The organism is Chryseobacterium carnipullorum, from assembly GCF_003815695.1.
In the GTDB taxonomy this organism is placed as follows: Bacteria; Bacteroidota; Bacteroidia; order Flavobacteriales; family Weeksellaceae; genus Chryseobacterium; species Chryseobacterium carnipullorum.
Genome location: NZ_CP033920.1, coordinates 1304191 through 1330871, shown reverse-complemented (window position 1 = coordinate 1330871; position 26681 = coordinate 1304191). Strand labels below are relative to the sequence as shown.

Sequence of the window (26681 nt, the reverse complement as noted above, 5' to 3'; positions counted from 1 at the left end):
GGGCTCATTTTTTATTATGGCAAAAACGAAGAAGGAAACTCCGCTAATGACGCAGTACAATACCATTAAGGCAAAATACCCTGATGCACTGCTGCTGTTCAGAGTTGGAGACTTTTATGAAACTTTTGGGCAGGATGCCGTAAGAACATCCCAGATCCTTGGGATTGTTCTTACTAAAAGAGCCAATGGAGACGGGCATATAGAGCTTGCAGGATTTCCACACCACTCGGTAGATTCTTATTTGCCGAAACTGGTAAGAGCCGGAATGAGAGTGGCCATCTGCGACCAGCTGGAAGATCCTAAAATGGTCAAAGGGATTGTAAAAAGAGGGGTTACAGAGCTTGTGACACCTGGAGTAACATTCAATGATCAGGTTTTAAATTCGAAAAAGAATAATTTCCTGCTTTCGCTTCATAAAGAAAAGGAAAAGTATGGAATTGCCATGGTAGATGTTTCCACAGGGGAATTTTTAGTAAGCGAAGGGAATTTAGAAAAGATCCTGCACATCATTAATACTTTTGATCCCAGCGAAATTGTTTATCAGAGAAGTGTTCAATTGCCGGAACAACTTAAAAATAAAAGTGCCTTTAAGCTGGAAGACTGGGCCTTTCAGTATAATTTTGCTTATGAAAAACTGACTTCCCATTTTAAAACGAATTCTTTAAAAGGGTTTGGTACAGAAAATCTTCCGTTGGCTATTACAGCAGCAGGAGCCATTTTCGCTTATCTGGTAGAAGATACCCATCACAATCTCCTTGCTCACATTACAAAGCTTCAGATCATTCCGCAGGAAGACTATCTGATGATGGATAATTTTACCCTGAGAAATCTTGAAATTGTATATCCAAGCAACCCACAGGGAAAGTCGCTACTGGATATTATAGATAAAACATCTACTCCGATGGGAGGGAGGTTGTTGAGACGAAGGATTATTCTTCCGCTAAAATCTGTGGATGAAATTATGAGAAGGCTCTCTCTGATCGATTTCCTGAATGAAAATGATCATCTGAAATATGAGATTTGCCAGCTCCTGAAATCTATTTCAGATCTTGACCGATTGATGGGAAAACTGGCTGCCGAAAAAATATCACCGAAGGAACTGGGCTATCTGCGTCAGAGTCTGATCAATATCCATCAGATAAAGGCCCTGCTTCATCCGCATGCCGATGTCCTGGCCTGGCTGGAACCTTTGTTTGATATGGAGGAACTGATCAAATTTTTACAGAACCAGCTGAACGAAGAACTTCCTGTGAATATTTCAAAAGGAAATGTCATCAAAGGAAATGTATCTGAAGAATTGGACAGGTTGCGAAACCTTCAGAATAAAGGCCGTGGTTTCCTGGATGAAATGTGCCAGAGAGAAATAGAAAGAACAGGAATTTCAAGCCTTAAAATCGATTTTAATAATGTTTTCGGGTATTATATAGAAGTTAGGAATGCCCATAAAGATAAAGTTCCTGCAGAATGGTTAAGAAAACAGACTCTTGTCAATGCAGAGCGCTATATCACCGAAGAACTCAAAGAATATGAAAGCCAGATCCTTGGTGCCGAAGAAAAAATAGGGGTTCTGGAAAATGAACTGTACAGAAATGTATGTGCCGAAACCATGGTCTATATGGATCAGATTCAGGGAAATTCTCATATCATTGCACAGCTTGATGTAGCGGCAGGGCTATCGGAACTGGCTGTTTCTGAAAGCTATACCAAACCTGTTCTTAATCAGGGATATGCTATCGATTTAAAAGAAGCCAGACACCCGATTATTGAAAATGCACTTCCTTTAGGCGAAAAATACATTCCAAACGACATCTTTTTAGATAAAGATTCACAGCAGATCATTATGGTTACGGGACCCAACATGGCCGGTAAATCGGCCATTCTGCGCCAGACAGCGATTGTGTGTCTTTTGGCTCAAATCGGAAGTTTTGTTCCTGCAAAGTATGCTGAGATCGGGGTTTTAGATAAAATTTTCACAAGGGTAGGGGCTACCGATAATATTTCGGCGGGTGAATCTACTTTCATGGTAGAAATGAACGAAGCGGCCAATATTCTGAATAATATTTCGGAACGCAGTCTGATTCTTTTAGATGAAATCGGTCGTGGAACATCTACTTACGATGGGGTTTCCATTGCATGGGCCATCGCAGAATACCTTCACCAGCATCCTACGCAGGCGAAAACGCTGTTTGCCACGCATTACCACGAGCTGAATGAAATGACCGTGAATTTTGAAAGGGTGAAAAATTTCCACGTTTCCATCCAGGAAAACAAAGGGAACATCATCTTCTTAAGAAAGCTGGTTCCGGGAGGGAGCGAACACAGTTTCGGTATTCATGTCGCTAAACTGGCGGGAATGCCTGCAAAGGTGGTCAACAGGGCCAATGAGATTCTGAAAACCCTCGAAGCAAGCCGTTCGCAGACCACCAGCACTTCTGAAAGTATTAAGAGAGTAACGGAAGAAAATATGCAACTTTCTTTCTTCCAGCTGGATGATCCGGTTTTGGAAAATATCCGTGAGGAGCTCACGAAAATAGATATCAATACTTTAACACCTATTGAAGCTTTAATGAAGCTGAATTCAATAAAAAAAATGATTGGATGGTAATCCAATCATTTTTTCTTTTTCGTGTTGTTAATAATTAACAGCAGTACCCATCTTTGCCTCTCGGTCCGATAATCATGAAATGGCTAGGTACTCCTCTGAGTTTACACAGGCCTTCAGCACATGAAGCACCTCCGTTGATCTCCTTTAGCTCTTTTTTCGTGAGCTTTCTACTTTGAATGTCTGAATTTTTCATACAATTGGGTTAATGGTGATCAATATTAACAGCAGGGCCCGTCCTGGATTCCATATACTCCGTAGAACTCTTGCCCGGTTGACGGGTCAAAGCAGCTCACCACCAGTGGACAAATTGGTCTTGCTCCACCGCTAATTTTCTTAAGCTCTTTTTTAGTCAGCTTTTTAGGCTGAGAATTTGATTTTTTCATAATATTTTGTTTTGATTGTATGCTAATTTACATTTAATTTCTTTTAATTCAATGGGTTGTGATTAAAAAATAGTGTTAAAATTATCACCAAAAAATCAATAAATGCTTTCTTTACCGCATTCTTAGCTATGACAGCATTTGATTTCAGAGAGTCTATCAAAAAGATATTTAACTATTTCTCTCTCTTTTGATCCAACCACAAAGCCCATAAGATCATCCCGGATTAATGACTATTTTTGAATATGAAGAATTTATTAGTTTTATTAACTGTATTTCTTTGCGTTACAGCTTTTACTGCCCAGCAGACAGAAGTCCCGACCATGAAATATGAAGACCTTGAAAAGCGCATTCAGAAGGAGAATGAGAAATTACTGGTGGTGAATTTCTGGGCTACAACCTGTGCACCGTGCGTAAAAGAACTGCCCCATTTTATGGAGATTAATCATAAGTTCAGGGATAACCCAAAATTTAAAATGATCCTGGTTTCATTGGATAGGCTGGTGGATAAAGAAAGAGTCATTAAGTTTATCAAAAATAAAAACCTGACCGCTGAAGTGATTCTGCTGGATGATGTCAAAAGAATGAATACATGGATTCCGAGATTTGAAAAAGACTGGGATGGAAATATTCCTGTAACTATTTTTTATAAGAACGGTGAAAAAGTAGATTTCAATGACGGAGAAATGAGTAAAGAAGACCTTGAAAAAACAATTATCCATAATTTACAATAAAATAAATATGAAAAATCTGAAAGTTTTAATGACGGCATTCATTGCCGGGCTTGGATTGCTAAGCTTTACCTCAGTTGGGCATGAGAAGGAAGGTTCTCAAAAAGTAAATCCTGCTTCAGCAAAAGGCTACGAAGTAGGAGACGCCGCTGCTGATTTTAAGCTAAAAAACATTGACGGAAAAATGGTTTCGTTAAGTGATTTTAAGAGCGCAAAAGGCTTTATAGTCGTTTTTACCTGCAACCACTGTCCGTATGCTAAAAAATATGAGGACAGAATAGTAGAACTTGATAAAAAGTTCAAAGATCAGGGCTATCCGGTTATTGCTGTTAATCCCAATGATCCGAATGTTCAACCTGAAGACGGGTATAAGCAAATGATTGAAAGAGCAAAACAGAAAGGTTTTACATTTCCTTATCTGGTAGATGAAGGACAGAAAATTTATCCACTATACGGAGCTACTAAAACCCCTCATGTTTTCGTCCTGCAAAAAGAAAACGGAAAGAATATCGTGAAATATATTGGTGCCATCGACAATAACTACGATAATCCAAATGATGTTTCCGAATACTATGTGCAGGATGCTGTGAATGCACTCATTAAAGGGGAACCGGTAAAAATGAACAAAACGGTAGCTATTGGATGTACAATTAAAGTAAAGAAGTAATATATTGGCTTTAGAATAATAGGATCGGTATTCTTTGGATACCGATTTTTTTATGGCTTAAAAATGTAATTTTGTACGATCAATTCATTAAACACAGGCTTCAGCTAAACAATACATATAGACATGAAATTAACCTTCAACCTTAAATATCTTCTTCTTACCCTCTTTATTTTTCTTATTGAAGTCCTGATTGCCACAAAACTGGCTGACCTCTTTTTTGTAAGAGCTTATCTTGGAGATGTTATCGTCGTTATGCTCCTTTATACTTTTGCGAAAAGTTTTGTCAAGACGAATGATGAAAAGCTTATCCTTGGGATTTTGATTTTTTCCTGCCTGGTAGAATTTGCCCAATATTTTACGGTTGCAGAAAAATTAGGCTTCCGTCCTGGAAGCCTTATGTATATTGTGATTGGAAATTCTTTTTCGTGGATCGATATCCTGTGCTATGCGGCCGGTTGCCTTCTGCTGTTTCTAGCAGTAAAATTAAATCCTGAGAAACAGAAGAAGTGAGCGCGGAAAATGTACTTTTTCAGGCTCAATTATTACCTCCCGAAACTGTCATATTTATCTTCGGCATATTTGATGAAGCGGTTAAGTAACGCTACATTTTCTTTTTCCATCGGAGAAAGTTCCTTGTCTACATTATTGGAAACGGGAATATACCAATCCGTTTGCTCAAAGAAATACCGGTAGGTTTCCTTTTTGAAAGAATAGCCATGTCTGGCAAAAACCGAATTTTTAATGATTTCCAGATCCAGTTTTCTTAAATTTTTAAGTTCTTTTTCTGTCAGTTTTTGCTTGGAGGCATTTATTTTAAAAATTGCATCAGATGCGGCTCTGTTTTTCGAAGTAGTATAGCTTTCTGTTTTACCTGTTTCTTCGTCTTTATATTTTTCAACAAAGCTTTTAGGATTAGACCAGTCCACAAGGTCTGAGTTTTCATCCAGCATAAAATTCGGATTATAAACGAATTCTTTTTTGGATAGTTTAATGGTTTTTAAAGGCGATTTGACGGCAGTTTTATTAAAAGCATTCCATTTTCCGGTGATACTGTCACCACTTAATTTGATTTCAAATCTTCCATCTGTCTTATCATTTCCCGGTTCATCCAGAACAAATGATTTCGTACTTTCGTTAAAAATTCCTCTGAAAGGACGTTGGTTCCCATTGACAATACTTTGTCCGTAGACACTGTCTTTGGTTATCCTATTGATCTTCAGAGAAAGTCTCTTATTGACAAAATCCTCATATTGCTCGCCGTCTTCAGCGGTAATCATTTCCTTACCGGCAAAATCCCCCATATAAATTCCATAATATTCTTTATAAATCTCAGGAACTACCACAGAGTCTTTTTTTGCGATCACAGAATCTTTTCCTGATTCGTTCATTTTTCCGTCTTTCTTACAGCTGAGCAGAGAAACTGCCAGTAAAGAAACGAGGGTGTAATTTAGAATTTTCATATAAGTTTTTTTGTTATTAGGTATTCAATTAAAAGGATATTGGGAATCCAGCCCAGCCATGCAATAATCTGATAGACATCCATAGGATTGGGGTGGAATAAATATACAATAATTACTTTCCAGATTCGTAAGGCAAGGGCAGATAAAGTAAGGGCAAAGCTTCGCCACATCCACTGCTTGTGTTCTTTAAATCTTTTCTGTCTTGCAGATTGATAGGCTTTATAGGTAGAAAACCACCAGAGAGAGCCTAAAATAACGAATGATATTTTGGAAAGATAGCCTCCGTTAGCAAAAAATCCCATGTAGATCCCGGATGGTGCAGCCAGAATCAGAATTAAAAAAATATAGACTTTTCCAATATTTCTGTGAAAGTTTTTAATCCCAAAATCCTTCCTGAGAATCGCCAGAAATCCGGAAAACAGGACAAAAATACTGGTATAGACGTGCGTATAAAAAAAAGACAGATATTCCGGTCTGTCCTGGACTTCTGTCTGTTTAATCATCAGAAAGCTCACATTCGGATTGAAGGGAATATATTCTAGCGTGATTTTAAGCATTAGCCAAAAGAAATATCCAAATCCTATGATGATGATGGTTTTAAAGAAAGAAGAAATGTTTTTTTTGACTGATAGCACTTTAATTATTCATTGTTAAGGTAAAAGGAACCGAATAATATGAACGCACAGGTACTCCATTGCGTTCTGCCGGTTTCAATTTAGTTTTTAGAGATTTGATTGCTCTTTCTACTTCCTTATTAAAGTCGGGATCATCTCCTGTTACTAGAATATTTTCTATTCTGCCATTGGCTTTAACTATAATTTTTGCTTTCGAAAAGAGTGTCCCTTTTCTCAAGTTTATATCCTTTATCCGGGTTATATTTATTTTGTCAGCGAGATCTTTTCGAAATTTCATCATCCCTCCAGGATATGGTTCAAATTTATCGTCTGCAGGATTATACTGATCTGTTAAATGATCTTCTACAGGTTGTGCTTGAGTTTCCTGCGCTTGACAAAAAGCAAATTGCCCTCCTAGGAGTAAAACGAATATTAAGATTTTTTTCATGTTTATAGTTTTCAGTAAAAATAATACTTTTTTACAATCCGTTGAGATCCTGTGCAATAAGCCAGGCTTCACTCCAGCATGCCTGAAAATTAAAACCGCCCGTTACCGCATCAATATTCAGAACTTCCCCGGCAATATAAAAATTAGGAAGAAGTTTTGATGACATGTTTTTGAAGTTAATTTCCTTTAAATCAACCCCTCCGGCAGTCACAAACTCATCTTTGAAGGTCGATTTCCCCGAAACTTTCAGTTTTTTTCTGCACAGGTTTTCGAGAATCATTTGCATTTCTTTTCCTGAAATATTGGAGATCTGTTTATTCAGATCAACTTTCGAAACGGATACTATTTTCTGCCAGAACCTGTTGGTGATGTCAAAGATTTTTGCCTGTCCAATTGTTTTCTTAGGATTAGACTGCTTAAAATTCTGAAAGCTTTCTTCGGCTTCATCGATAGACCTGGAAATAAAGTTGACCTCAATCTCAAAATTATATTTTAATTTGGACAGACTTAATGCCTCCCACGCTGAAATTTTCAGCACAGCAGGTCCGGAAAGACCCCAATGCGTGATCAGTAAAGGTCCGCTTTCTTCTGTTTTTAGAGATGGAATCGAAATCTCTGCGTTTTCAAAGCTGGTTCCTGGAATATCCTGTAACAACTCATCTTTAATATTGAATGTAAAAAGGGAAGGCACCAGATCAATAATTTTATGTCCCAGATTTTCAACTATTTTCAATGATTTTGGAGAACTTCCTGTGGTGTAAATAATATAATCTGCTTCAAAATCTCCCAAACTGGTCATGACAAGATATTTTTCATCCTTTTTTTCAATCTCTTTAACAGAACATTTTGTTTTGACCTCTACGTTCTTATTTTGGATTTCATTCAGGAATGTATTGATAATCGTCTGTGAAGAATTGCTTTCTGGGAAAGTTCTGTTGTCATTTTCAATTTTCAGAGGAACATTGCGGTGGTCAAACCATTCCATAGTGTCTCCGGGCTGAAATTTGGTGAAAACGCTAAGTAATTCTTTATGGCCACGAGGATAAAACTGAACCAATTCTCTTGGGTCAAAGCAGGCATGCGTTACATTGCAACGTCCTCCACCTGAGATTTTTACCTTCTGAAGTACATCTGAGTTCTGTTCTAAGATGGTGATATTGTATTTTTTTTCGTCGAGATTCGATGCACAGAAAAAGCCTGCAGCACCGCCTCCGATAATGATGATCTGTTTCATGTATTTGTAATCCTATGCGGAAGATTATTTTTTCAAAAGTACAATTTTTATAAACCATCTTATTTGAGTAATTTTGAAGAATATAATTTAATCATACTAAAAACGATTTTTAAATGATTTTTTACCATAAATTTGAAGTACGTTGGAGTGACCTTGACGCAAACAAGCACTTAGCCAACTCATCATATGTACAGTACTGTGCCCAGTCCAGAATGGCCTTTATGACCAAAGAAAAAATGGGGGTTACTCAGTTAAGCCGATGGGGAATAGGCCCGGTCATCATGCATGAAAGATATTCGTTCTTCAAAGAAATCTACGCAGACCAAACCGTTATTGTAAGTCTGGAGATAGACGGATGTTCGGAGGATTCCTCAATCTACAGATTTGTTCATAAATTCTACACGCCGGACGGAGTACATTGTGCTACTGCGGAGGCTACCGGAGTGTGGATCGACATGATGCTGAGAAAAATGACAACGCCGCCGGACGATGTGGTAGAAGCCATGAACAAATACAAAAGCCCTGAAACCATCGTGATGACGAGAGAAGATTTCAAAAAACTTCCTTTCAGTCCGGATAATGTTGATCCCGCAGAATTCACTAAATAGTCTAAAGGAGAATACGGTAGACATGATGGTAAGTCATGAATAGATTGTACACGGACCTTAATACAAAAGAAAATTATGTTTGAAGATAAATCACAGGAACTGACCCCGATCTCGAAATTAGGAGAGTTTGGTCTTATAAAACATTTAACAGAGCATTTTCCTCTGTCCAACGAGTCTTCGGAACTTGGAGTAGGTGATGATGCCGCGGTGATCAATCCTGGAAATAAAAAAGTTGTACTGACAACGGATGTCCTTGCAGAAGGAGTCCACTTTAACCTGGGCTATGTTCCGTTGAAACATTTAGGATACAAAGCTGTGGTGGTCAACCTTAGTGATGTTGCAGCAATGAATGCGGTTCCAACACAGATTTTAGTCTCTCTTGCCGTTTCCAACCGTTTTCCGGTGGAAGCTCTTGAAGAAATTTATTCTGGAATCCAGGCTGCTTGTGCAAGGTATAAGGTGGATCTGATAGGGGGTGATACCACAAGTTCTAATGCAGGACTTGTCATGAGTATTACTGCTGTTGGAATTGAAAGCGATGAGAATATTGTAAAAAGAAGCGGCGCAAAGCCTAATGACCTTCTGGTTGTAACCGGAGATCTTGGTGGTGCCTATATGGGACTCCAGATTCTTGAAAGGGAGCACGCCGTTTTCCTTGCTGACCCCAATATGCAGCCGGAAATGGAAGGGTATGACTATATCCTGGAAAGACAGCTTAAACCTGAAGCGAGAACGGACGTTAAAAGAATCTTAGAAGAGCTGGATGTCAAACCGACTTCGATGATCGATATTTCTGATGGATTAGCCTCTGAGATCCTGCATCTTTCAGACCAGTCGAAAACCGGATTCAGACTGTATGAAGAGAAGATCCCAATGGATAATCTTACCATCTCAATAGCGGATGAAATGAATCTTAACCCAGTAATGACTGCATTAAGTGGAGGAGAAGATTATGAATTACTGTTCACCATTTCTCCGAATGATTTTGATAAAATTAAAAACCATCCTGATTTTACCATTATCGGTCATGCGGTAGAAATTGAAGAAGGGAATCATATGGTAGCAAGAGGATCCAATCAATTGGTTCCGCTTACCGCACAGGGTTGGGATGCTTTTTTAAGCAACCAGCAGAATGGATAATTCATATTTCAAAAATTATGAATATTGTAAAAAACTGCCGCATAAAATGCGGCAGTTTTTGTTTTGTTGAGTTTGTTTTATTAACATAATAATATTTCTACATCATTTGCTATGTGTTAAATATTAATTATTGAAATAATTTTTCTGTGAAAGTAGAAGTTTTATATATTTGTATCGACTTCAAACAAAAAACACAAACACACGCAACCATGAAAAAAAATATACTAATTTCTGTCTAGAAATTTTACTTTTCCTTTTTTACAGGAAACAATTTCCATTACAAATTAACCAACTTTTAGTAACTACTGACGGGTAAATTTATTGTTCAAAGAATCTTTGAATGAATAGGCTGTTTTCATAAATAATCAATCTTTTCAGATAGTAGCCTTTTTGATGAGTAAGGAACTTAATGAATATAGAGAGAAGATAAACCCAACAACGTTGTTATTGTTGAATTCTGTTATAAATGGAGTTGTTATCTATAATTCGTATTTCTAAAAATAAACACATCTATACTATGAAAAAAACATTATCAATTTTTGGACTGATTCTCTGTACCTCTCTTTTCTCACAAGATATTCCTTTTAATAAGTTATACGGAAATGGAGATCCTGTGCATTATTATTTAGGTCATTATCCTGTAGCTAATTCAGATGGCTTAGATATTAACTGGTATGGAGGAATAAAGCTTCAAACATCTGCAGGGGTAGGGATTCAATTATTGGATAATGGCAATGTGGGAATAGGTACAGCTGATCCAAAAGCACCATTAGATGTTAAGGGAAGAATATTAATTAATCCTGAATTGCCAGTTTTGGGGGTTGGGATTAAAGGATATGACACCTATTGGAGCAGGGGATATAATTTTATGAGTTCCGATGGAACAGTAAACTTAGGCGGATTTTCAGCAGTTGGTCCTAAAGATAAAATAGACAGGCTGTTTGTAGGTAAAGCTTGGGATGATACTATTGCTGATTTTTACCCTTTAGACAAGAAGACTGTTTTTAATGGCAATGTGGGAATAGGGACTTCGAATATAGAAAATTCAGAAGGCTGGAATAAAGTGTTGCAAATTCGTGGAGATATACATTCTAAAATTCTAGCTTCCAGCAGTAATGTTATAGCGGGGTTGTGGGCCCATAATTATGGTTATTATGGCGCTCCTGCAGGCGGAATTACGGGGACTTATACCAATCATCCTTTTAGTTTTATTACGAATGGAAGCAACAAGATGACCATTTTTTCTAGTGGCAAGATAACAATAGGCACAGCTCAACAGGATAATGATCCTAATTTTCTTTTGTATGTTAAAAAAGGAATAAAATCCGAGCAAGTAAAAATAGAGATTGCCTCTGCCAACGGTTGGGCAGATTATGTTTTCAATAAAAACTATAAACTTTTGTCGTTGTCTGAAGTCGAAAAGCATATCGAAGAGAAAGGTCACCTCCCAAATATTCCGTCAGCAGAAGAAGTTGTCAGGAATGGGGTCAATCTAGGTGAAATGGACGCTAAGCTTCTTGAAAAAATAGAAGAATTGACTCTTTACCTTATACAGCTTAACAAGGACGTGAAGCAGTTAAAGGAAGAGAATAAAGAGCTCAAGAAAACAATGAATTCTAAAAAATAAAAAATGAAAAAATATTTACTACTTTTTATACTATTTTCATATTATTTATCTGCTCAAAGTTTCACTTCATTTACCACTTTTGGTAGTGAAATGCAATATGTGCCAGTGGTTTTCCAGACGAGCAGTAATGGAGGTAATAGACCCATCAATATTTCCCGAAATAATATTCATGAGAATAATACATGGCGTGCCCATGGGATTGCAAGTATAACGGCAATTGGATTTGGTTGGGGGTCAGGCGGAAATAGCATAAGACTTGATAATTTTACTTATGGAAGAGAAACACCTTCAAATACTGGAATTGTTGTGTCTTTTATTGGCAGAGTAGTTTGTGATTGGTCTCAAAATAATGTTATAGTTTTTTTGAGAGGTAATACGACATACTATACAGATGGTACTGTGATAAGAAATGATGGATCCTTTAATGACATAGCTGGAAATCAAAACTTTTCATCAGTATCCATTAGTGATCCACTTTATAATTTACCTAAAGGGACCTATTATTCAGATTTTGATATCAATGCAAAGAATTCAGTTTTTGCGGCATTGGCTTCTGGAAATGTAGGAATTGGATATAGTAATCCCCAAAATAAACTTGATGTAAATGGAAATGTACATGCTAAAGAAGTGAAAGTAGATTTACAAGGTTGGCCTGATTATGTTTTCAAGAAAGATTATAAGCTAAGTGGATTGGACGAAGTCGAAAAACATATTGAAGAGAAAGGGTATCTGCCAAATATTCCATCTGCTGAAAATGTCATGAAAGATGGGGTTAAGTTGGGGGAAATGAATGCAAAACTTCTTGAAAAAATAGAAGAGTTAACTTTATATGTTATCCAGCTTAATAAAGATTTTAAGCAGCTAGGAGAAGAAAACAAAGAACTCAAGAAAACAATAGAATCACTCAAGAAATAGAATGATAAGTGATGGCATTAATCTGGGAATACAGATTAATGTCATCCTAATATATCTCTGTAAAACACAAACACCCATTAAATTTTTTCCGGATGCAGAAAATCTACCATAAATCTATATTAGGTATCGCTGTGATGTTCTTTTTTTCATCTTACGGTCAGACCAAAGATGAATTAAAAACAGACCCGCAGGAACGAGAGATCCAGGCTTTTCGAAATAAAGTACAAGAGCAGGCGCAAAAGCAAAGAAATGAGATTCAAAGGCTTAAAAGCTTAGGCCACAAGGAATTTATTTCTGAAAACGGCAATGAAAAACAGCTTATCGGGGCTGATGAGAATGGTCGCCCCATATATTATACGACTCTTAATGCCGGAGCAGCGAAAATGACAAAAGCTAATAATCTCTATTCCGGAGGAGGACTGGGACTTAATATAACCGGAAATAATATGATCATTGGTCAGTGGGATTATTCAAAACCCAGAACGACCCACGAGTTATTAGCCGGAAAAATAAACAGCTACGATAATTTACAAAATCAGACGATTTCACGACATAGTACCAATATAGCAGGAACGCTGGCAGGAAATAATGGTGAAGCTGAGGCTAGAGGAATTGCTTATGAAGCAAAAATTAATGCTTATGACTGGGTAGATGATGTTCCGGAAATGCTTTCACAGGCATATAATGGGACAACCGGAATATTAGTGGCCAACAACAGCTACGGTTTCGATCCTATGTATCTTCAAAACTATCAGTTTGGAAAATATAATCTAACAGCGCAATCATGGGATAATCTGATGTACTTAAAACCGTATTTACAAATTGTAAAAGCAGCGGGTAATGCCAGAGAGATTGATCCCGCTATCGTTCCGCAGGTATCTGCTAAAAATGGATATGACCTACTGGAAGGAGCAGGCATCGCGAAAAATGTTCTGGTTGTTGCTTCAGCGAAGAAAAATGTAAATATGAATTCTGATGAAGCATTTGATGTTTCAGCATTCAGCAGTTATGGGCCTACAGATGACGGAAGAATAAAGCCGGATATCTGTGCTCCGGGCGAAAATATTTATTCATCCATTGAAACCTACGATGCTGCTTACGGTACTTACAGAGGAACTTCTTCGGCAGCAGCCGTTGTTTCAGGTATTATTACTTTACTTCAGCAGTATTACAAATCTGTAAGTCCTACACAAAGTTATATGCTTTCTTCCACGGTACGTGCATTGTTAGCACATACAGCCAATGATAAAGGGACTGAAGGACCGGATTATATATATGGTTGGGGATTGGCAGATGCAAAAAGAGCTTCTGAAGCCATTTACAATAATATTGAAGGAATTATTAATAATGAAAAAAAATCAACATTAATAAAAGAAGTTACACTAAACCAGGGAAATAAATATACTTTGTATGTAGTTCCTTACGAAACAAGTCAGCCATTGTCTGCCACTATTTCGTGGACAGATCCTCAGGGAAATCTGGTTAATAATGTGGTAGATCTTACTAATCCGAACGTAGTTAATGATTTAGATTTAAAAATTGTAAAGATAAACTCTAACGGAACAGAAAGTACATACTATCCTTGGAAATTAGGTGGAATGAGCAATTTAACGGGAGCCGCAACAAAAACCTCAACCAATGATGTAGATACCATAGAAAGAGTAGATGTTAAAAACCCTGAAATAGCAACTTATAAAATCATTGTTTCCCCTAAAACAAATGCGACACCTTTATTACCTGGTGGAAGTCAGACCTTTTCGATAGTTGTGTCCAATGTAGATTTCTGTTATAAAGAAGATCTGAAAACATTGGTAAGCCCGGCCAATGATATTACGACAAGTCAAACCATTTTGGCTAAACAGATCGTTGCAAGTAATAAAGTTATAGCTCCTGTGCAGGGTGTTGAATATATTGCATCCAGAGATATTCTTTTACTTCCGGGTTTTCATGTTGAGCAGGGTGCGGGATTCCGCGCTTTTATCACCCCATGTTTTGACCTTATTTCTGTTATGAGATATAGAGCTCAGGAAAGAGTAGGTTTGGAAGTTCTGTCAGCGTCTAACACCACCAGTTCGGCATCTGAACATTTTACATTATTCCCAAATCCTGCTAAAGAAGAAGTAAACATTAGATTTTTCTTAAAGAGCGAGTCTTCCATTAAAATTTCTGTTTATGATGCTTCAGGTAAGCTGATATCATCGGAACAAAGTTCGACTAAATTTCCAAAAGGAGATTTCATAAAAACGATAGACACGAGATCCTATTCTCAGGGAATCTATATGGTTTCTATAGAGACCGCTGAATATAAGGAAACCAAAAAACTTATCATCAAATAAAAAACGCTTACATACATGAAAAAAATAGTTACGATCCTCAGCGTTTTACTTGCCTGCATTTCAAATGCACAGTCTCCTGGAGGCGTAGGAGGCACAAGTGTATGGTATAAGACCAATTCACTTCAGACCCCTTCGCTGTTGTACCAGGATTATAGTGGCAACCAGCATCAGATACAAGCTTTAACAGGAGCTAATCAACCAACATATTCATTACTCAATTATAATGAATGTTTAAATTTTGATGGTGTAGATGATTTTTTGAAGTTTCCTTTTGTCATAGAAACGATAGATAAACTGAACTTTTTTACGGCTTATCAGAATAAGAATTCAACACAGGAATCTGCATTATTTACAACTGAGAATACAGATGAGAAAGAGCTGTTTTACAGTACTAAAAATGTTTTCAGATACAATAACGAACAGATTAATTATATCAATACAAGCATAATAGATACTCTGGCTTCTTTCAGTTTGTATTCCAAGTTTGGAAACCCTTCCACTAAAATTACCAAAGTAATAGGTAAGACAGGGCTTTCATCGATGTATATCGGGAAAGATGAAGGAAACCATCAATGGAAAAACTTTACAGGAAAACTTTCTGAATTTTTTGCATACAGAAAAATCCTTACGCTTAACGAGCGCAATAGGGTGAATTCTTATCTGGCTGTAAAATACGCTATTACAATGCCTTATACAGAATATCTAAGCTCCAAAAACAAAAAAATCTGGAAGCAGGATGATTTTAATGATTATCCTGCCAATATCACAGGTATTGCAAGAGACGGATATTCAGATCTTTATCAGAAACAGGCTACCAGTTCGTCAGAACAAAAGAGACTTGTGATTGCAGCGAAAAAATTGACGATAGATAATAAATCAAACGATGCACAATTTCCAGATCAGAGTTTTTTGATTTGGGGTGATAATAAAAAACCGTTAGAGCTTGACGTTGATACTTTTGGGTATAGACTATTAAAAAGAAAATGGAAAGCGAGATTTACAACAGAAAATTCACAGATCATTCCAACGGAGGTCGTTTTCTCTATTAAAGATATTATATCTCAGATTCCGGCAGATAAAAAACTGTGGCTTCTTGTAGACAGAACAGGACAAGGGAATTTTAATTCGGCCAATATTGAGGCTTACGCAATGGATCATCTTGATAATAACCAGGGGGTGCATTTTAAAGATGTTGTTTTTGATCAGGACCTGTCCGGGACCGATGTTTTCTCATTTGCTTTAGGAAATAAAATTTTATCTACTTATCAGATTACTCAGCCTACGTGTACTACGACGAGCGGAACTCTTAATTTAAATATTAAAGGAGGAAAAGCGCCGTTTAATGTTGTCCTTACAGGTAACGGAACGTCACAAAATATAACCGTTCAGAGCTCACAGGTGTCGTTTCCTAATTTAACAATTGGGAACTATCATCTGAATATTACCGATGCTGATAATAATGTTACCGGATATGATTTCACGGTTAATGACTTCAGCACTATTAATTTAGACCTTGGTCCGGATGTCGCCATTTCTTCAGGAAATGCTGCTCATTTTGATGCCTCTGTACAGATTACAGATCCACATGCAACCTATAGCTGGACTTCTGACAACGGATTTACAAGCACTGCTCCGGACATCAATGTTTATGAGCCGGGAGAATACACCGTAACTGTAAAAACATCAGATGGCTGTATTAAAAAAGACACGGTAAAAGTAACCAGAAAAAGAGAAAACGGAATTGTGATCTATCCTAATCCGGTATCTAAAGGACAGCCTTTTACCATTAGAATTATTTCAGATAAAATAGAAAAGGTAGACATAAAAATACATGACGGATCTGGAAGATTGGTAAGAACCATACAGGACAAAGGCAAAGATTACTATGAAATAAAAGATACCCTATCAGCCGAAGGCGTGTATTTAATTATTGTAAAAACTTCGTCTGAAATAAAAGTATTTAAACTAATTGTAAAAAATTAATATTAAATCTCTAAGACGCTCTACAGGTAAAACCAGAGTGTCTTAGAGATAAAAAAACACATATAAACGAATGGAAAAATCTTTATTAAGCGTGTTAAGAAAGAAAACAAAACTTCTTAATTCAATTATATTTTTCACTTGTTGGTCTCAGGTTCATGCTTATGCTAATTCATCTTATTTGAATAGGCATGACAACATGACCCCCATAATGGAAATTAATTACGCTTCAAAAAAAAATATTAAGAAAGAAATTTCTGAACGTATTACGGGTGAAGAGAAAAAAGATATCTCTAAAGAGCCTGATGGTATTTCCGGAAATACTATTGACGGAAGCAAAGAGAAATCAGGCCATAATATTTTGGTTTCACCTGCTAAAACGATCAAGTATAATGCTTCGGCTCCTTTATCACTAAATGAAAAGCGATATTATATTTCTGATATTAAAGAAGGTATCATAGGAACAAGTTCAGAACATCCTATTGATCAGATCTATGATAATATCTTTAATATTTCAGTTGATGAAAAAATTAATTCTGCATATCAATATACATTAGAATATGATTTGTATGGAGTTGACAGCTATAAGGAAGTTAGCAAGGTCATCAATGATGATCTGGCTGTTGGCGGAAAAAATATCCAAAAAAATACGACCTGGATCCACCAGTCGGAACCCATAGCAGATCAATCTATCAGACAAGGAAAGAATACGGTAATTTTTACCTTGCCTTATCTTGCAGACTATAGCTATAAGGTAAAAAACCTTAGGATAGGAATTTCTAATAAAAAACAGAATTTTGAAAATAGTATCGGCGTAAAATACAATGCTTTGTCTGTTTCAAAATTTGTTGGAAGTATCAGTAATTCTGAAAAACTTAATCTGGGTTCCGCTGAATTAAACATTCCAAAAGGAGTCCTTAAAAGTTCAGAAAACTTTTCAATCACAGCGCTTAGAGACATAGATATGCCTGCGATTACTCCTGAAATGGTCAACGTAACATCTGAAAATGCAGGGTATCGTTTCCTTCCTCATGGAGATCATTTTTCGGCTCCGGCAAAAGTATCTTTAGGATATGACAAAAGTAAAATACCAACCGGGTATACGGAACAGGATATCAAAACTTTTTATTTTGACAGAACAGAGAAAAAATGGATTGCTTTAGACAAAGACAGTGTCAATCTGCAGCAGAACGTTTTGGTATCAAAAACGACCCACTTTACAGATATGGTCAATGGAGTTTTAAAAGTTCCTGAATCTCCGGAAACAGGAAGCTATGCTCCCAACTCTATTAAAGACATCAAAGCGGCGAACCCTTCTGAAGGAATTGTAAGCATTGCACCACCTTCTCCTAACAGTATGGGAAGTATTACCACCAATTTCCCAATTAAACTTCCTGCGGGTAGAGCTGGAATGCAGCCATCTTTGGGGGTAAGTTATAGCAGTGAAGGAGGAAACGGCTGGATGGGACTGGGATGGGATATGTCTGTTCCTGCCATAACTATTGATACAAGATGGGGCGTTCCTACCTACAATTCAGGGACTGAAACTGAATTGTATTCAATAGGAGGAGAACAGTTGACCTTTGAGGTAAGTCCCGGAGTTTTTGCCATGCCTAACAGGAATGAGGGCTTTGAAAAGGCAAGACAGTCAGACAGACAATTTTATCCAAGAATTGAAGGTGCTTATAATAAGATTATAAGAAAAGGAACAAACCCTAAAGACTATGTATGGATAGTAACTTCTAAAGATGGCACAAAATCCTATTTTGGAGGAGATGAGACAGGTATAAATGACAAAGCCGTACTTAAAGATGCTAATGGAAACATTGGTTATTGGGGATTATATAAAACCGTTGATACCAATGGAAACTATGTGAAATATGAGTATGATAGATCTATATACAGTTCTTCCGGTGCTCTTGGAAACGGTGGAAAAGAAATGTATCCTTCCAAAATAGAATATACGCTTAATGATTCAGGTCCTTCTTTAAAAAAATATACTGTAAATTTTGGATATGATACAGCCCAAAGAGAGGATGTTCAGGTAAATGCGCGACTAGGGTTTGTTCAGGTAACTTCAAAAAGGTTGGGGAATGTTCAGGTATTATATGACGGAGCCAAAGTTAGAAGCTATGAATTTAAGTATAAAACCGGAGCTTTTTCTAAATCTCTTTTAGAAACCATCACTGAAAAAGACGCTGATGATCAGATTTTCTATACCAATAGGATAGAATATTTTAACAATATAGGAACCTCCCAATATGCTCCTGAAACAGCTATTGATGCTGTTGCTAATGATGCGGGCATTAAGAGCTCATCTTTATTAGGACATGGAGATTCCGAAAATACAACGGTAGGAGGAGCTCTTACATTTGGAATCGCTCTGGCGGGAGACACAAAAGGATATAACCCCTTAATTAAAAGCGCAACCCTTGGTGGAGATTATCAATATACTGAAGGAAAAGGAGGAGGAAGACTCTCTATGGCTGATGTGGATGGTGACGGTTTACCAGATAAAATTCTAAAGAATGACTGGAACTCACCAGATACGGTTTTCAAGTATAGAAAGAAAGGGCCGGATGTAAGTCCTTTTGGGGGTAGCTTAATAACCCCTGAAAACTCGAAATCATTTTCCTATTCAAAAAACTACACGAATGCTTTTGGATTCCAGGCTACAGCAGGTGATTTATTTACAGCATCAGCATCATTTGGAACCTCTAAAACTAAAGACTTTACCTACAATTATTTTACTGATGCGAATAGTGATGGCATACAGGATATTGTCAGTAACGGACAGGTATATTTTGGAAGGGTAGATAATGGAGTTTTAAAATATACGACAGATGTATCACTTACTCCAAACCCTATTAATAAAGGAGCTTCTATAAGTACTCCAAGTGTAGATTGTAATGATATCTTGGAAGATTATAAAAACTCTCCGCTTCATGATGTGGTGAAGGTTTGGAAAGCTCCTTATGACGGATATATTAAAATATCAGGACTTATTAAATTAAAAAATCCTTCGGCAAGTTCTGATGGAGTAAAAATAAGCCTACAATATTATAAGCCTCAGACGAATATTTCTACTTTTTTAGTGCCATTTACAGTGCTTAATGTAGCAAGCAGTACATATACTGTTGACCAGCCTTCAGTTGAAGTAAAACAGGGCGACTATTTCTATTTTAGAGTGAATTCTATTGATAATGGAGTTGAAGATGCCGTAGAACTTCCTGTAAATATTGAATACATCTATGCTCCTTTAGCGAATATATACCATTTATATAATGATTCGTCAGAAACACCGCTGCGCCAATTTAGTAATACAAGCTTGGTAAGCAGTAAAAGTGGGATAGGGGTGCCGGTAGGTGTAAGTGCAGGAGCAATTACAGGAACCTTTATAAAACCAGTAACAGTAAGAGATATTAATATTAATGTTTTAAGAAAACACTCGAACGGTACGATTACACTTGTAGGAAGTCAGTCATATGTATATAATGTCGTTGGAAACCAGTCTCTTATTTTTAATACGGGAGCTTTAGCGGAAGGTGATGTTTTATATTTCCAGGTGAAATCTGATGTCAATGAAAAATGGGAGGATTTAAAATTTAATAATTTAAAACTTACTGTAAATTATAACGGAAGTGATTTGGAGCTTCCTATAATTCCGGATTTTCAATTTTATAATTTAAAAACAAATACTCCTTCAACATTTAAGGCTCATTTTTCCCCGCCATCTAATCTCAGCAATTATGGACTATATGCCAAACTTGCGGGTAAGCCTGTAGGAAAATATACATTTATCGTAAGAACAAGACAGGTAGCAACAGGAAATTTTGCGGTTCCGCAGATTACCAGTATAAACTGGACCGGAAGTGTAAGTTCTATTCAGCAGCTTGCTATTCATCAGTCAGTTATCCCAGGGAATGAATATTACGTAGAATGTTACTCCGATCTTGCATCTGATGAAGGCTTAGATACAGCCACTTCTAATATACAGGTAGAACTTCGTCAGCCTGTATACTTCAATACATCTGCACCTACAGTATTTGCGACTTATGATATCAACTTTTATGGGAAAGATACAGATAAGATATACCAAGCAGGATCTACAACTAATCTTTCTAAAGATGACGGAAGATTTGGGCCAATGTATAGAAACTGGGGACAGTTTATCTATCATGGAGGATATGGAACCTTACCAACGACGTGCAGTCAATTACAAGGTCAGTTAAAAGATTATGGAAGCCAGGCTATAGATCCTAGCAGATTATTGCCTCCGAATGATCCGAATGATTCTACTCCTTTAAATGAAAGAGTATTTATCATGATGAATCCATACAATGGAAAAGATCTTAATGCTCAAACTAATTCGGATTTTATTCAGAGATTTATCGGAATAAGTAAAACAACCTATGTACAAAATACGGATGTTTCTACTTCCAGAATGGGAATGAATGATATGGGGGTTCTTTCACAAAGTACTCCGGCAAACAGCCCCGGAATTTTTAATGCTCCTGTTAAACAGTCAAAAACAACCAATACCAATACCGGATTATCGGCAGGACCTGGAATTTTTTCATTGAATTCTACAACATCTAACGGGAAAACAATCAACACACTGGACTATTTCGATATGAACGGAGATGGATATCCGGATGTATTGAACGGGAATATGGTTCAGTTTACCAATATGATGGGTATGCTTTCAGGCAATACATTGCCCGGAGCTAATGATAATTCACATAGAACGGACCATTCTAATTCCGGATTCGGAATGGGACAAAACTATCCATTGTCGGGTAAATCTAATAAATCAAGCAATGAAAAAGCTGAACAGGCAGCCGAGGCGGGTATCAATTTTTCTGCAGGCACATCGGATGGAGATGACCATTCAAATTATAGTTATATAGATATTAATGGCGATGGTCTACTGGATAGAGTTGCAGAGAACGGACAGGTTCAGCTTAATTTAGGATATTCTTATGCTCCTGCTGAAAACCTTTCTTATGGTAATTTCAGAAATGGAGAAACCACTTCTTCTAACCTTGGAATAGGGGCTTCTATCGGAGGAACGATAACAGATAATTTACCTAAAGGGATTAGCATGTTTAATGCAAGTATCTCTTTTGGCGCTGGAAAATCTGAAACACTTTCTGATCAGAAAACATCACTTGTAGATATAAATAATGACGGATTAGCAGATTTAGTCAGCAGCTCCGGAGGAAATCTGAGCGTACAGCTGAATACCGGGAACAGATTTGTTGCTACACCATGGAATGCTTCTTCAGCAATCCAACAGGATGTTTCCAGAGGGTATAATATGAATATGGGAGTTACGGCATCTATTCTTATCCCTATTGGAACTACAGGAAATTCTTTTAAAATTTCTATCAATCCAAGTGCGAGCTTTGGGGAAGGAGACAGCAACGTTCAGCAGCAGATAGTAGACTTGAACGGAGACGGATATCCGGATTTAGTAAAATCGCAGTTAGACGGTAACGGAAACTTTATTAACAATACCGCATTGGTAAAATATTCGACCATAGGTACTACCAACCTTCTTAAAAAAGTAACCACACCAATGGGAGGATCATGGGAAGTTGATTATGAAAGAGTAGGAAACACCTATGATATGCCTCAAAGCAAATATGTATTAAAAAGTGTTATTACCAATGATGGATTTACAGGAGATAATGCATACGGTCCGGATGTATCCAAAGTAACGGTAGATTATGAAGGTCCATATTACAGTAGAAGAGAAAGAGCATTCTACGGTTTTAGACAAGTTACGACCAATCAAATTGATACAAAACAGGGCGGTGCTTCTTCTAATGTAGTTTATAGAAAAACAATACAAAGGTTTCATAATAACAACTATTATTTAAAAGGATTATTAAACACAGAAAGACTTATAGATGCTAATGATAAAACATGGACTGTAAATGTCAGTAATTATTCTTTAAAACAATTAAAAGACACTAATTCTGATTTTACGATTAAATATGGAGAGGATGAAAAGACCTATCAGAATTTTGCATGTTTTGTAGCCATACTCAATACAAACTCTCACTTTACTGAGGGAGATACAGGATGGAAAACTACAGGTACAAACTTCAAGAAGTTTGACCAGTGGGGGAATGCTGTAGAAGTAGAAGACTCTGGAGATCCTGATATAGGCGCTTCAGAAATATTAACGAGTAAAATTACCTATTCATTAGTTAATCCATCTTTATATATTGTCATGCCGACTTCAGTAAAAAATACGGCACAAGGGGTTACTAGAGAGAAAAAAGCAGAGTATAATGCTAATGGTGATCTTTCAAAAATGACCATCCTTAATCAGGGAACCAATTATTCAGTGTATGATTTTGAATATGACGTGTATGGAAATATAACAAAATCTACAGGACCTGCGAATGTGCAGAACCAAAGGTTCTTCCACCAGTATACGTATGATGACAATGTAAAAACGTATCCGGTAAAAGTTCAGGATGCCTTTGGGTATAGCAGTAAAACTAAATATGACTTCCGTTTTGGGGGACCTACTTATACTGAAGATATGAACCTTCAGCCAATGAAATATGTATATGATGCTAAAGCAAGAACTACAGAAATCACTGGACCATATGAACTGTTTAACAATATCCCATGGACGATTAAATTTGAGTATAGCCCGATTACCAATGCACCGCTTAATGCGACCAATGCACAGTCTTTTGCTACAACCAAGCATTATGATCCGGAATATGCAGACAACACCATCAATACCATTACCGTTGCAGATGGTTTTGGAGGAGCTATTCAGGTAAAGAAAACCGGAGATATTCATAACCAGGGATTAAAATATATTGTAGCAGGTAAAGTAGAAGAAGATGCGTTCGGAAGAGCATTAAAAACCTACTATCCTACTTTGGAAGATATTAGTTCTTCTAATACTCAGTATAATGCTGCAGTAGACAATATCGAGCCAACACTTAACCAATATGATGTATTAGACAGAGTTATTTATACCAAACTGCCGGGAGAAAACCTGTTCTCGACCATTACTTACGGTTTTGGAACAGATGTTCAGGGAAGAAATATGTTTGAAACCATTTTCAAAGATGAACTGGGAAGTATTAAGAAAACCTATACCGATATCAAAGGAAGAACAACCTCGGTTCATGAAGTTTCAAATACTGGTGATATCAAAACCCAGTTTACCCATGATGCGATTGGAGAAATCCTCCAGATAAAAGATGTGAACAATAATATTACCACTTCTGTTTATGATGATTTGGGAAGAAGAATTTCTTATATGCATCCGGACAGTGGAGTTACTACGTACAAGTATGATCCGGCCAATAATATGACTTCCAAAACCAATGCGGCTAATGAAACGGTAGAATACAAGTATGATTATTCAAGATTGAAAGAGGTTAGATACCCTTTATATCCTGAAAACAACGTAAAATATTACTACGGAAATGCATTGGATGCTTCAGCAATGGATAACAATGCAGTAGGAAGATTATGGTATCAGACCGACGCTACAGGAACGCAGTACCTGAAATATGGAAGACTGGGTGAACTTACCTATCAGAGACGTTCAGTGGCAGTTCCGGGAGCACAGGTTTACTGGTTCGGAACAGAATGGCAGTATGACACCTGGAACCGTGTAAAGACAATTACTTATCCTGATGGCGAAAAATTAACATATAAATATGATAAAGCGGGGAATTTAAATAATGTTGCCTCTTTAAAAGATGGAAATTCTTATCCAATGATCAACAGTATTGGATATGACAAATTTGAGCAGAGAGTATACCTGAAAAACGGAAACAATACGGAAACCACTTATGAGTATGAGACCAACCGTAGAAGGCTTTTGAAAATGTATGCTAAAAATGCCAGCAGATCTTTCATGCAGAATGTGTATCAGTATGATGTAGTTTCCAATGTAATGCAGGTTCATAACAATGCCCCTGTTGTCAATGGTCTTTTAGGCGGGGGAACCAATTATGCATACGGATATGATGACCTATACCGCCTTACTTCTGCTTCAGGAAACTGGAGAGGAATCAATACGCAGGCTCAGGAAGAACGTCATCGTTACACTGTTGCAATGTCTTATGATAATATGCACAATATCATGAGCAAAACTCAAAAGCATGAATGGACTACTGGAGCGACCAACAACAACTGGACCGCAATGGAGCCCACTTCTTACAGACTGAACTATAAGTATGATAACCCTGCACATCCGCATGCTCCAACAACAATTATAGATGAGCCTAACTTAGTACCATCATCTACATGTTGTAATCCAGACGATCCGGGAGTGAAGTTCCAGCATTATAAATACGATGCAAAAGGAAATCCTACTACGATCGAACAGGAATCTTGTGTTTATACTGAAGCAAAAGCAGTATACCGGTGGGATGAGGAAAACCGACTTCGATTTGTAGATACTAACCCTTCTACCCCTGAGATTGACGGGGCAGCGATCTATACCTATGATGCAGGAGGAGAAAGAATTATTAAAGATGTATTGTATTCAGGGATTATCTTTTTAAACAAAGGAGATTTGACAAATTCATGGCCGCAGAATCCGGTTACCTCTCATTCTGCTACAATTTATCCAAATGGATTATTAACTTTAAGCCTCTTATTTGATAGTACAGGAGCTGTTTCAATGCCGCACTATACCAAGCATTATTATGCAGGAAGCCAGCGAATTGTCACCAAAAATGGAACAAGTCCTAATATAGGAGCCTTCGATTGTAATTGGCTGATCATTCCGTTTGCAGGAAGCACACCGCCTATCAATCCTGTAAATGTATCGAATACTATTTTACAGGCAGCGACCCAAAGCAGTCTGACGGTAATGCAGCAGAACAATATTACTCCGCCACCAAATTATGGGCAGAATGCAGGGTATAACGGAGCTTGTGTCAATAATTATATAGGAGATAAAGAGAAGGAAATCTACTGGTTCCATCCGGATCATTTAGGTTCCAGCAGCTATATCACAGGCTTGGACGGAGAAGTAACCCAGAATATAGAATACTTCCCAAGTGGTGAAACTTTTGTAGAAAACCACAGAAACAGTAACTACAGTCCCTATAAGTTTAATGGCAAGGAACTTGATGCTGAAACAGGGTATTATTATTATGGAGCTAGATATTATAATCCAAGAATTTCTCTTTGGTTAAATGTGGATCCACTGGCGGAACAAACAATGGAGTCTTATATTTATTGTGGAAACAAGCCTATTAACTACATTGATCCTGATGGAAATTTTAGATTACCAGCAAATGCTACGAGAGAGCAAAGAAGATTATATAAAGAGGCAATAAAAACTATAAAAGCGGTGTTTCGAGATTCAGGATTTCGAGGAGCGTTTAAAGAGAAATTTGGTGTAGATGATAAAATGATAGGGAAAATGCTCAAAGATGAAGATGGACCCACTGTTATAATGAATGAAAGTTTACTTGATTTGGGGAATTTTGATCAAGATGATCCCAATGTTATTAAAATAGATTCTGGCGTAGTAAACACGGTTTCAAAAAATAAAGGAAATAAAAAGTATATTGATAATTTAGCAGAAATTATAATTCATGAAGGTGGTCATTGGGCAGACTATGCAATTGACCATGTTTCCAAGGAAAAGGACCCACTTTTTAAGAAGAGTCTTAAATCAAAAGGTGTTAAGGGTGATATAGGAGATAATTGGGAAATTATTTATTTTGGAACAGATCTTCAATTTTCTGCTTCTGATCGTGATATAATTAGTGAAAAGTTTGATGGATTTAGGAGGAATAATGCTGCAAAAGATTTTAGGCAACAACGTGAAATCAGGGACTTGAAATCAGAAAAAAAGCCATCTATTTTAGATATTTATAAAAAACCAAAAGATAATTTGCGAACAGGAAATCGCTAAAGAGGATGTTATTA

Annotated in this window: 17 protein-coding genes; 11 read left to right on the top strand and 6 right to left on the bottom strand. The window is 37.1% G+C overall.

The features are described from left to right. The first annotated feature begins 16 nt into the window (after positions 1 to 16). Positions 17 to 2605 carry a DNA mismatch repair protein MutS gene (mutS, locus tag EG346_RS06105; protein ID WP_123877428.1) on the top strand — a complete coding sequence of 863 codons (2589 nt, stop codon included), beginning with the start codon at positions 17 to 19 and terminating at the stop codon, positions 2603 to 2605. Between the two features lie 34 nt (positions 2606 to 2639). On the opposite strand, the gene EG346_RS06100 is transcribed toward mutS, so the two are convergent. Beyond that, the gene (locus EG346_RS06100) at positions 2640 to 2798 is read right to left on the bottom strand and encodes a bacteriocin (RefSeq protein WP_123877425.1); all 159 of its coding nucleotides are present in this window, start codon (positions 2796 to 2798) and stop codon (positions 2640 to 2642) included. A 25-nt stretch (positions 2799 to 2823) separates the two neighbouring features. After that, positions 2824 to 2988 (bottom strand): bacteriocin, encoded by a 165-nt coding sequence (locus EG346_RS25465; RefSeq protein WP_123877422.1) that lies wholly within the window; start codon positions 2986 to 2988, stop codon positions 2824 to 2826. A gap of 242 nt (positions 2989 to 3230) precedes the next feature. Between EG346_RS25465 and EG346_RS06090 the strand changes: the two genes are divergently transcribed. The 3 genes from EG346_RS06090 (at position 3231) to EG346_RS06080 (ending at position 4893) form a co-directional block, all read left to right on the top strand. Beyond that, positions 3231 to 3719, top strand: coding sequence for a TlpA family protein disulfide reductase (locus EG346_RS06090; protein ID WP_123877419.1), 489 nt, complete (start codon positions 3231 to 3233; stop codon positions 3717 to 3719). Between the two features lie 7 nt (positions 3720 to 3726). Beyond that, on the top strand, positions 3727 to 4383 hold the full coding sequence (locus EG346_RS06085; RefSeq protein ID WP_123877416.1) for a thioredoxin family protein: 657 nt from the start codon (positions 3727 to 3729) through the stop codon (positions 4381 to 4383). A 123-nt stretch (positions 4384 to 4506) separates the two neighbouring features. Beyond that, positions 4507 to 4893: a ribosomal maturation YjgA family protein gene (locus EG346_RS06080; RefSeq protein WP_083563869.1), complete on the top strand. Its 387-nt coding sequence runs from the start codon at positions 4507 to 4509 to the stop codon at positions 4891 to 4893. 32 nt (positions 4894 to 4925) lie between these two features. Here EG346_RS06080 and EG346_RS06075 read toward each other — a convergent pair whose 3' ends face one another. The 4 genes from EG346_RS06075 to EG346_RS06060 all read right to left on the bottom strand — a co-directional run bounded on the left by EG346_RS06075 (position 4926) and on the right by EG346_RS06060 (position 8139). Beyond that, on the bottom strand, positions 4926 to 5843 hold the full coding sequence (locus EG346_RS06075; RefSeq protein WP_123877413.1) for a YARHG domain-containing protein: 918 nt from the start codon (positions 5841 to 5843) through the stop codon (positions 4926 to 4928). Next, the gene (locus EG346_RS06070; protein WP_123877410.1) at positions 5840 to 6400 is read right to left on the bottom strand and encodes a DUF2306 domain-containing protein; all 561 of its coding nucleotides are present in this window, start codon (positions 6398 to 6400) and stop codon (positions 5840 to 5842) included. The genes EG346_RS06075 and EG346_RS06070 overlap by 4 nt, the downstream gene beginning before the upstream one ends. Positions 6401 to 6479: 79 nt before the next feature. Then, positions 6480 to 6905, bottom strand: a complete 426-nt coding sequence (locus tag EG346_RS06065) for an energy transducer TonB (protein WP_073328299.1) — start codon at positions 6903 to 6905, stop codon at positions 6480 to 6482. A 31-nt stretch (positions 6906 to 6936) separates the two neighbouring features. Further along, on the bottom strand, positions 6937 to 8139 hold the full coding sequence (locus tag EG346_RS06060; protein WP_123877407.1) for a BaiN/RdsA family NAD(P)/FAD-dependent oxidoreductase: 1203 nt from the start codon (positions 8137 to 8139) through the stop codon (positions 6937 to 6939). 113 nt (positions 8140 to 8252) lie between these two features. On the opposite strand from EG346_RS06060, the gene EG346_RS06055 reads away from it, so the two are divergent. The 7 genes from EG346_RS06055 to EG346_RS06025 all read left to right on the top strand — a co-directional run bounded on the left by EG346_RS06055 (position 8253) and on the right by EG346_RS06025 (position 26667). Beyond that, complete coding sequence (locus EG346_RS06055; RefSeq protein WP_123877404.1) at positions 8253 to 8747, top strand: acyl-CoA thioesterase; 495 nt, start codon at positions 8253 to 8255, stop codon at positions 8745 to 8747. Between the two features lie 75 nt (positions 8748 to 8822). After that, entirely contained in the window at positions 8823 to 9887 is a 1065-nt protein-coding gene (thiL, locus tag EG346_RS06050) for a thiamine-phosphate kinase (protein ID WP_123877401.1), read from the top strand. 517 nt (positions 9888 to 10404) lie between these two features. Further along, positions 10405 to 11514: a hypothetical protein gene (locus EG346_RS06045; protein ID WP_123877398.1), complete on the top strand. Its 1110-nt coding sequence runs from the start codon at positions 10405 to 10407 to the stop codon at positions 11512 to 11514. 3 nt (positions 11515 to 11517) lie between these two features. Further along, positions 11518 to 12429 carry a hypothetical protein gene (locus tag EG346_RS06040; protein WP_123877395.1) on the top strand — a complete coding sequence of 304 codons (912 nt, stop codon included), beginning with the start codon at positions 11518 to 11520 and terminating at the stop codon, positions 12427 to 12429. Between the two features lie 92 nt (positions 12430 to 12521). Beyond that, complete coding sequence (locus tag EG346_RS06035) at positions 12522 to 14765, top strand: S8 family serine peptidase (RefSeq protein WP_123877392.1); 2244 nt, start codon at positions 12522 to 12524, stop codon at positions 14763 to 14765. A gap of 15 nt (positions 14766 to 14780) precedes the next feature. Further along, complete coding sequence (locus EG346_RS06030) at positions 14781 to 16748, top strand: DUF8202 domain-containing protein (RefSeq protein ID WP_123877389.1); 1968 nt, start codon at positions 14781 to 14783, stop codon at positions 16746 to 16748. Positions 16749 to 16956: 208 nt separating this feature from the next. Next, positions 16957 to 26667 carry a SpvB/TcaC N-terminal domain-containing protein gene (locus EG346_RS06025; protein WP_164466376.1) on the top strand — a complete coding sequence of 3237 codons (9711 nt, stop codon included), beginning with the start codon at positions 16957 to 16959 and terminating at the stop codon, positions 26665 to 26667. Positions 26668 to 26681 lie beyond the last annotated feature (14 nt).

What these genes read in the sequence shown, in the direction of transcription:
- EG346_RS06045 (WP_123877398.1), top strand. Translation starts at nt 10,405, where the DNA reads ATGAAAAAAACATTATCAATTTTTGGACTGATTCTCTGTACCTCTCTT.
- mutS (WP_123877428.1), top strand. Translation starts at nt 17, where the DNA reads ATGGCAAAAACGAAGAAGGAAACTCCGCTAATGACGCAGTACAATACC.
- EG346_RS25465 (WP_123877422.1), bottom strand. Translation starts at nt 2,988, where the DNA reads ATGAAAAAATCAAATTCTCAGCCTAAAAAGCTGACTAAAAAAGAGCTT.
- EG346_RS06100 (WP_123877425.1), bottom strand. Translation starts at nt 2,798, where the DNA reads ATGAAAAATTCAGACATTCAAAGTAGAAAGCTCACGAAAAAAGAGCTA.
- EG346_RS06090 (WP_123877419.1), top strand. Translation starts at nt 3,231, where the DNA reads ATGAAGAATTTATTAGTTTTATTAACTGTATTTCTTTGCGTTACAGCT.
- EG346_RS06025 (WP_164466376.1), top strand. Translation starts at nt 16,957, where the DNA reads ATGGAAATTAATTACGCTTCAAAAAAAAATATTAAGAAAGAAATTTCT.
- EG346_RS06080 (WP_083563869.1), top strand. Translation starts at nt 4,507, where the DNA reads ATGAAATTAACCTTCAACCTTAAATATCTTCTTCTTACCCTCTTTATT.
- EG346_RS06070 (WP_123877410.1), bottom strand. Translation starts at nt 6,400, where the DNA reads ATGCTTAAAATCACGCTAGAATATATTCCCTTCAATCCGAATGTGAGC.
- EG346_RS06040 (WP_123877395.1), top strand. Translation starts at nt 11,518, where the DNA reads ATGAAAAAATATTTACTACTTTTTATACTATTTTCATATTATTTATCT.
- thiL (WP_123877401.1), top strand. Translation starts at nt 8,823, where the DNA reads ATGTTTGAAGATAAATCACAGGAACTGACCCCGATCTCGAAATTAGGA.
- EG346_RS06035 (WP_123877392.1), top strand. Translation starts at nt 12,522, where the DNA reads ATGCAGAAAATCTACCATAAATCTATATTAGGTATCGCTGTGATGTTC.
- EG346_RS06055 (WP_123877404.1), top strand. Translation starts at nt 8,253, where the DNA reads ATGATTTTTTACCATAAATTTGAAGTACGTTGGAGTGACCTTGACGCA.
- EG346_RS06085 (WP_123877416.1), top strand. Translation starts at nt 3,727, where the DNA reads ATGAAAAATCTGAAAGTTTTAATGACGGCATTCATTGCCGGGCTTGGA.
- EG346_RS06060 (WP_123877407.1), bottom strand. Translation starts at nt 8,139, where the DNA reads ATGAAACAGATCATCATTATCGGAGGCGGTGCTGCAGGCTTTTTCTGT.
- EG346_RS06030 (WP_123877389.1), top strand. Translation starts at nt 14,781, where the DNA reads ATGAAAAAAATAGTTACGATCCTCAGCGTTTTACTTGCCTGCATTTCA.
- EG346_RS06075 (WP_123877413.1), bottom strand. Translation starts at nt 5,843, where the DNA reads ATGAAAATTCTAAATTACACCCTCGTTTCTTTACTGGCAGTTTCTCTG.
- EG346_RS06065 (WP_073328299.1), bottom strand. Translation starts at nt 6,905, where the DNA reads ATGAAAAAAATCTTAATATTCGTTTTACTCCTAGGAGGGCAATTTGCT.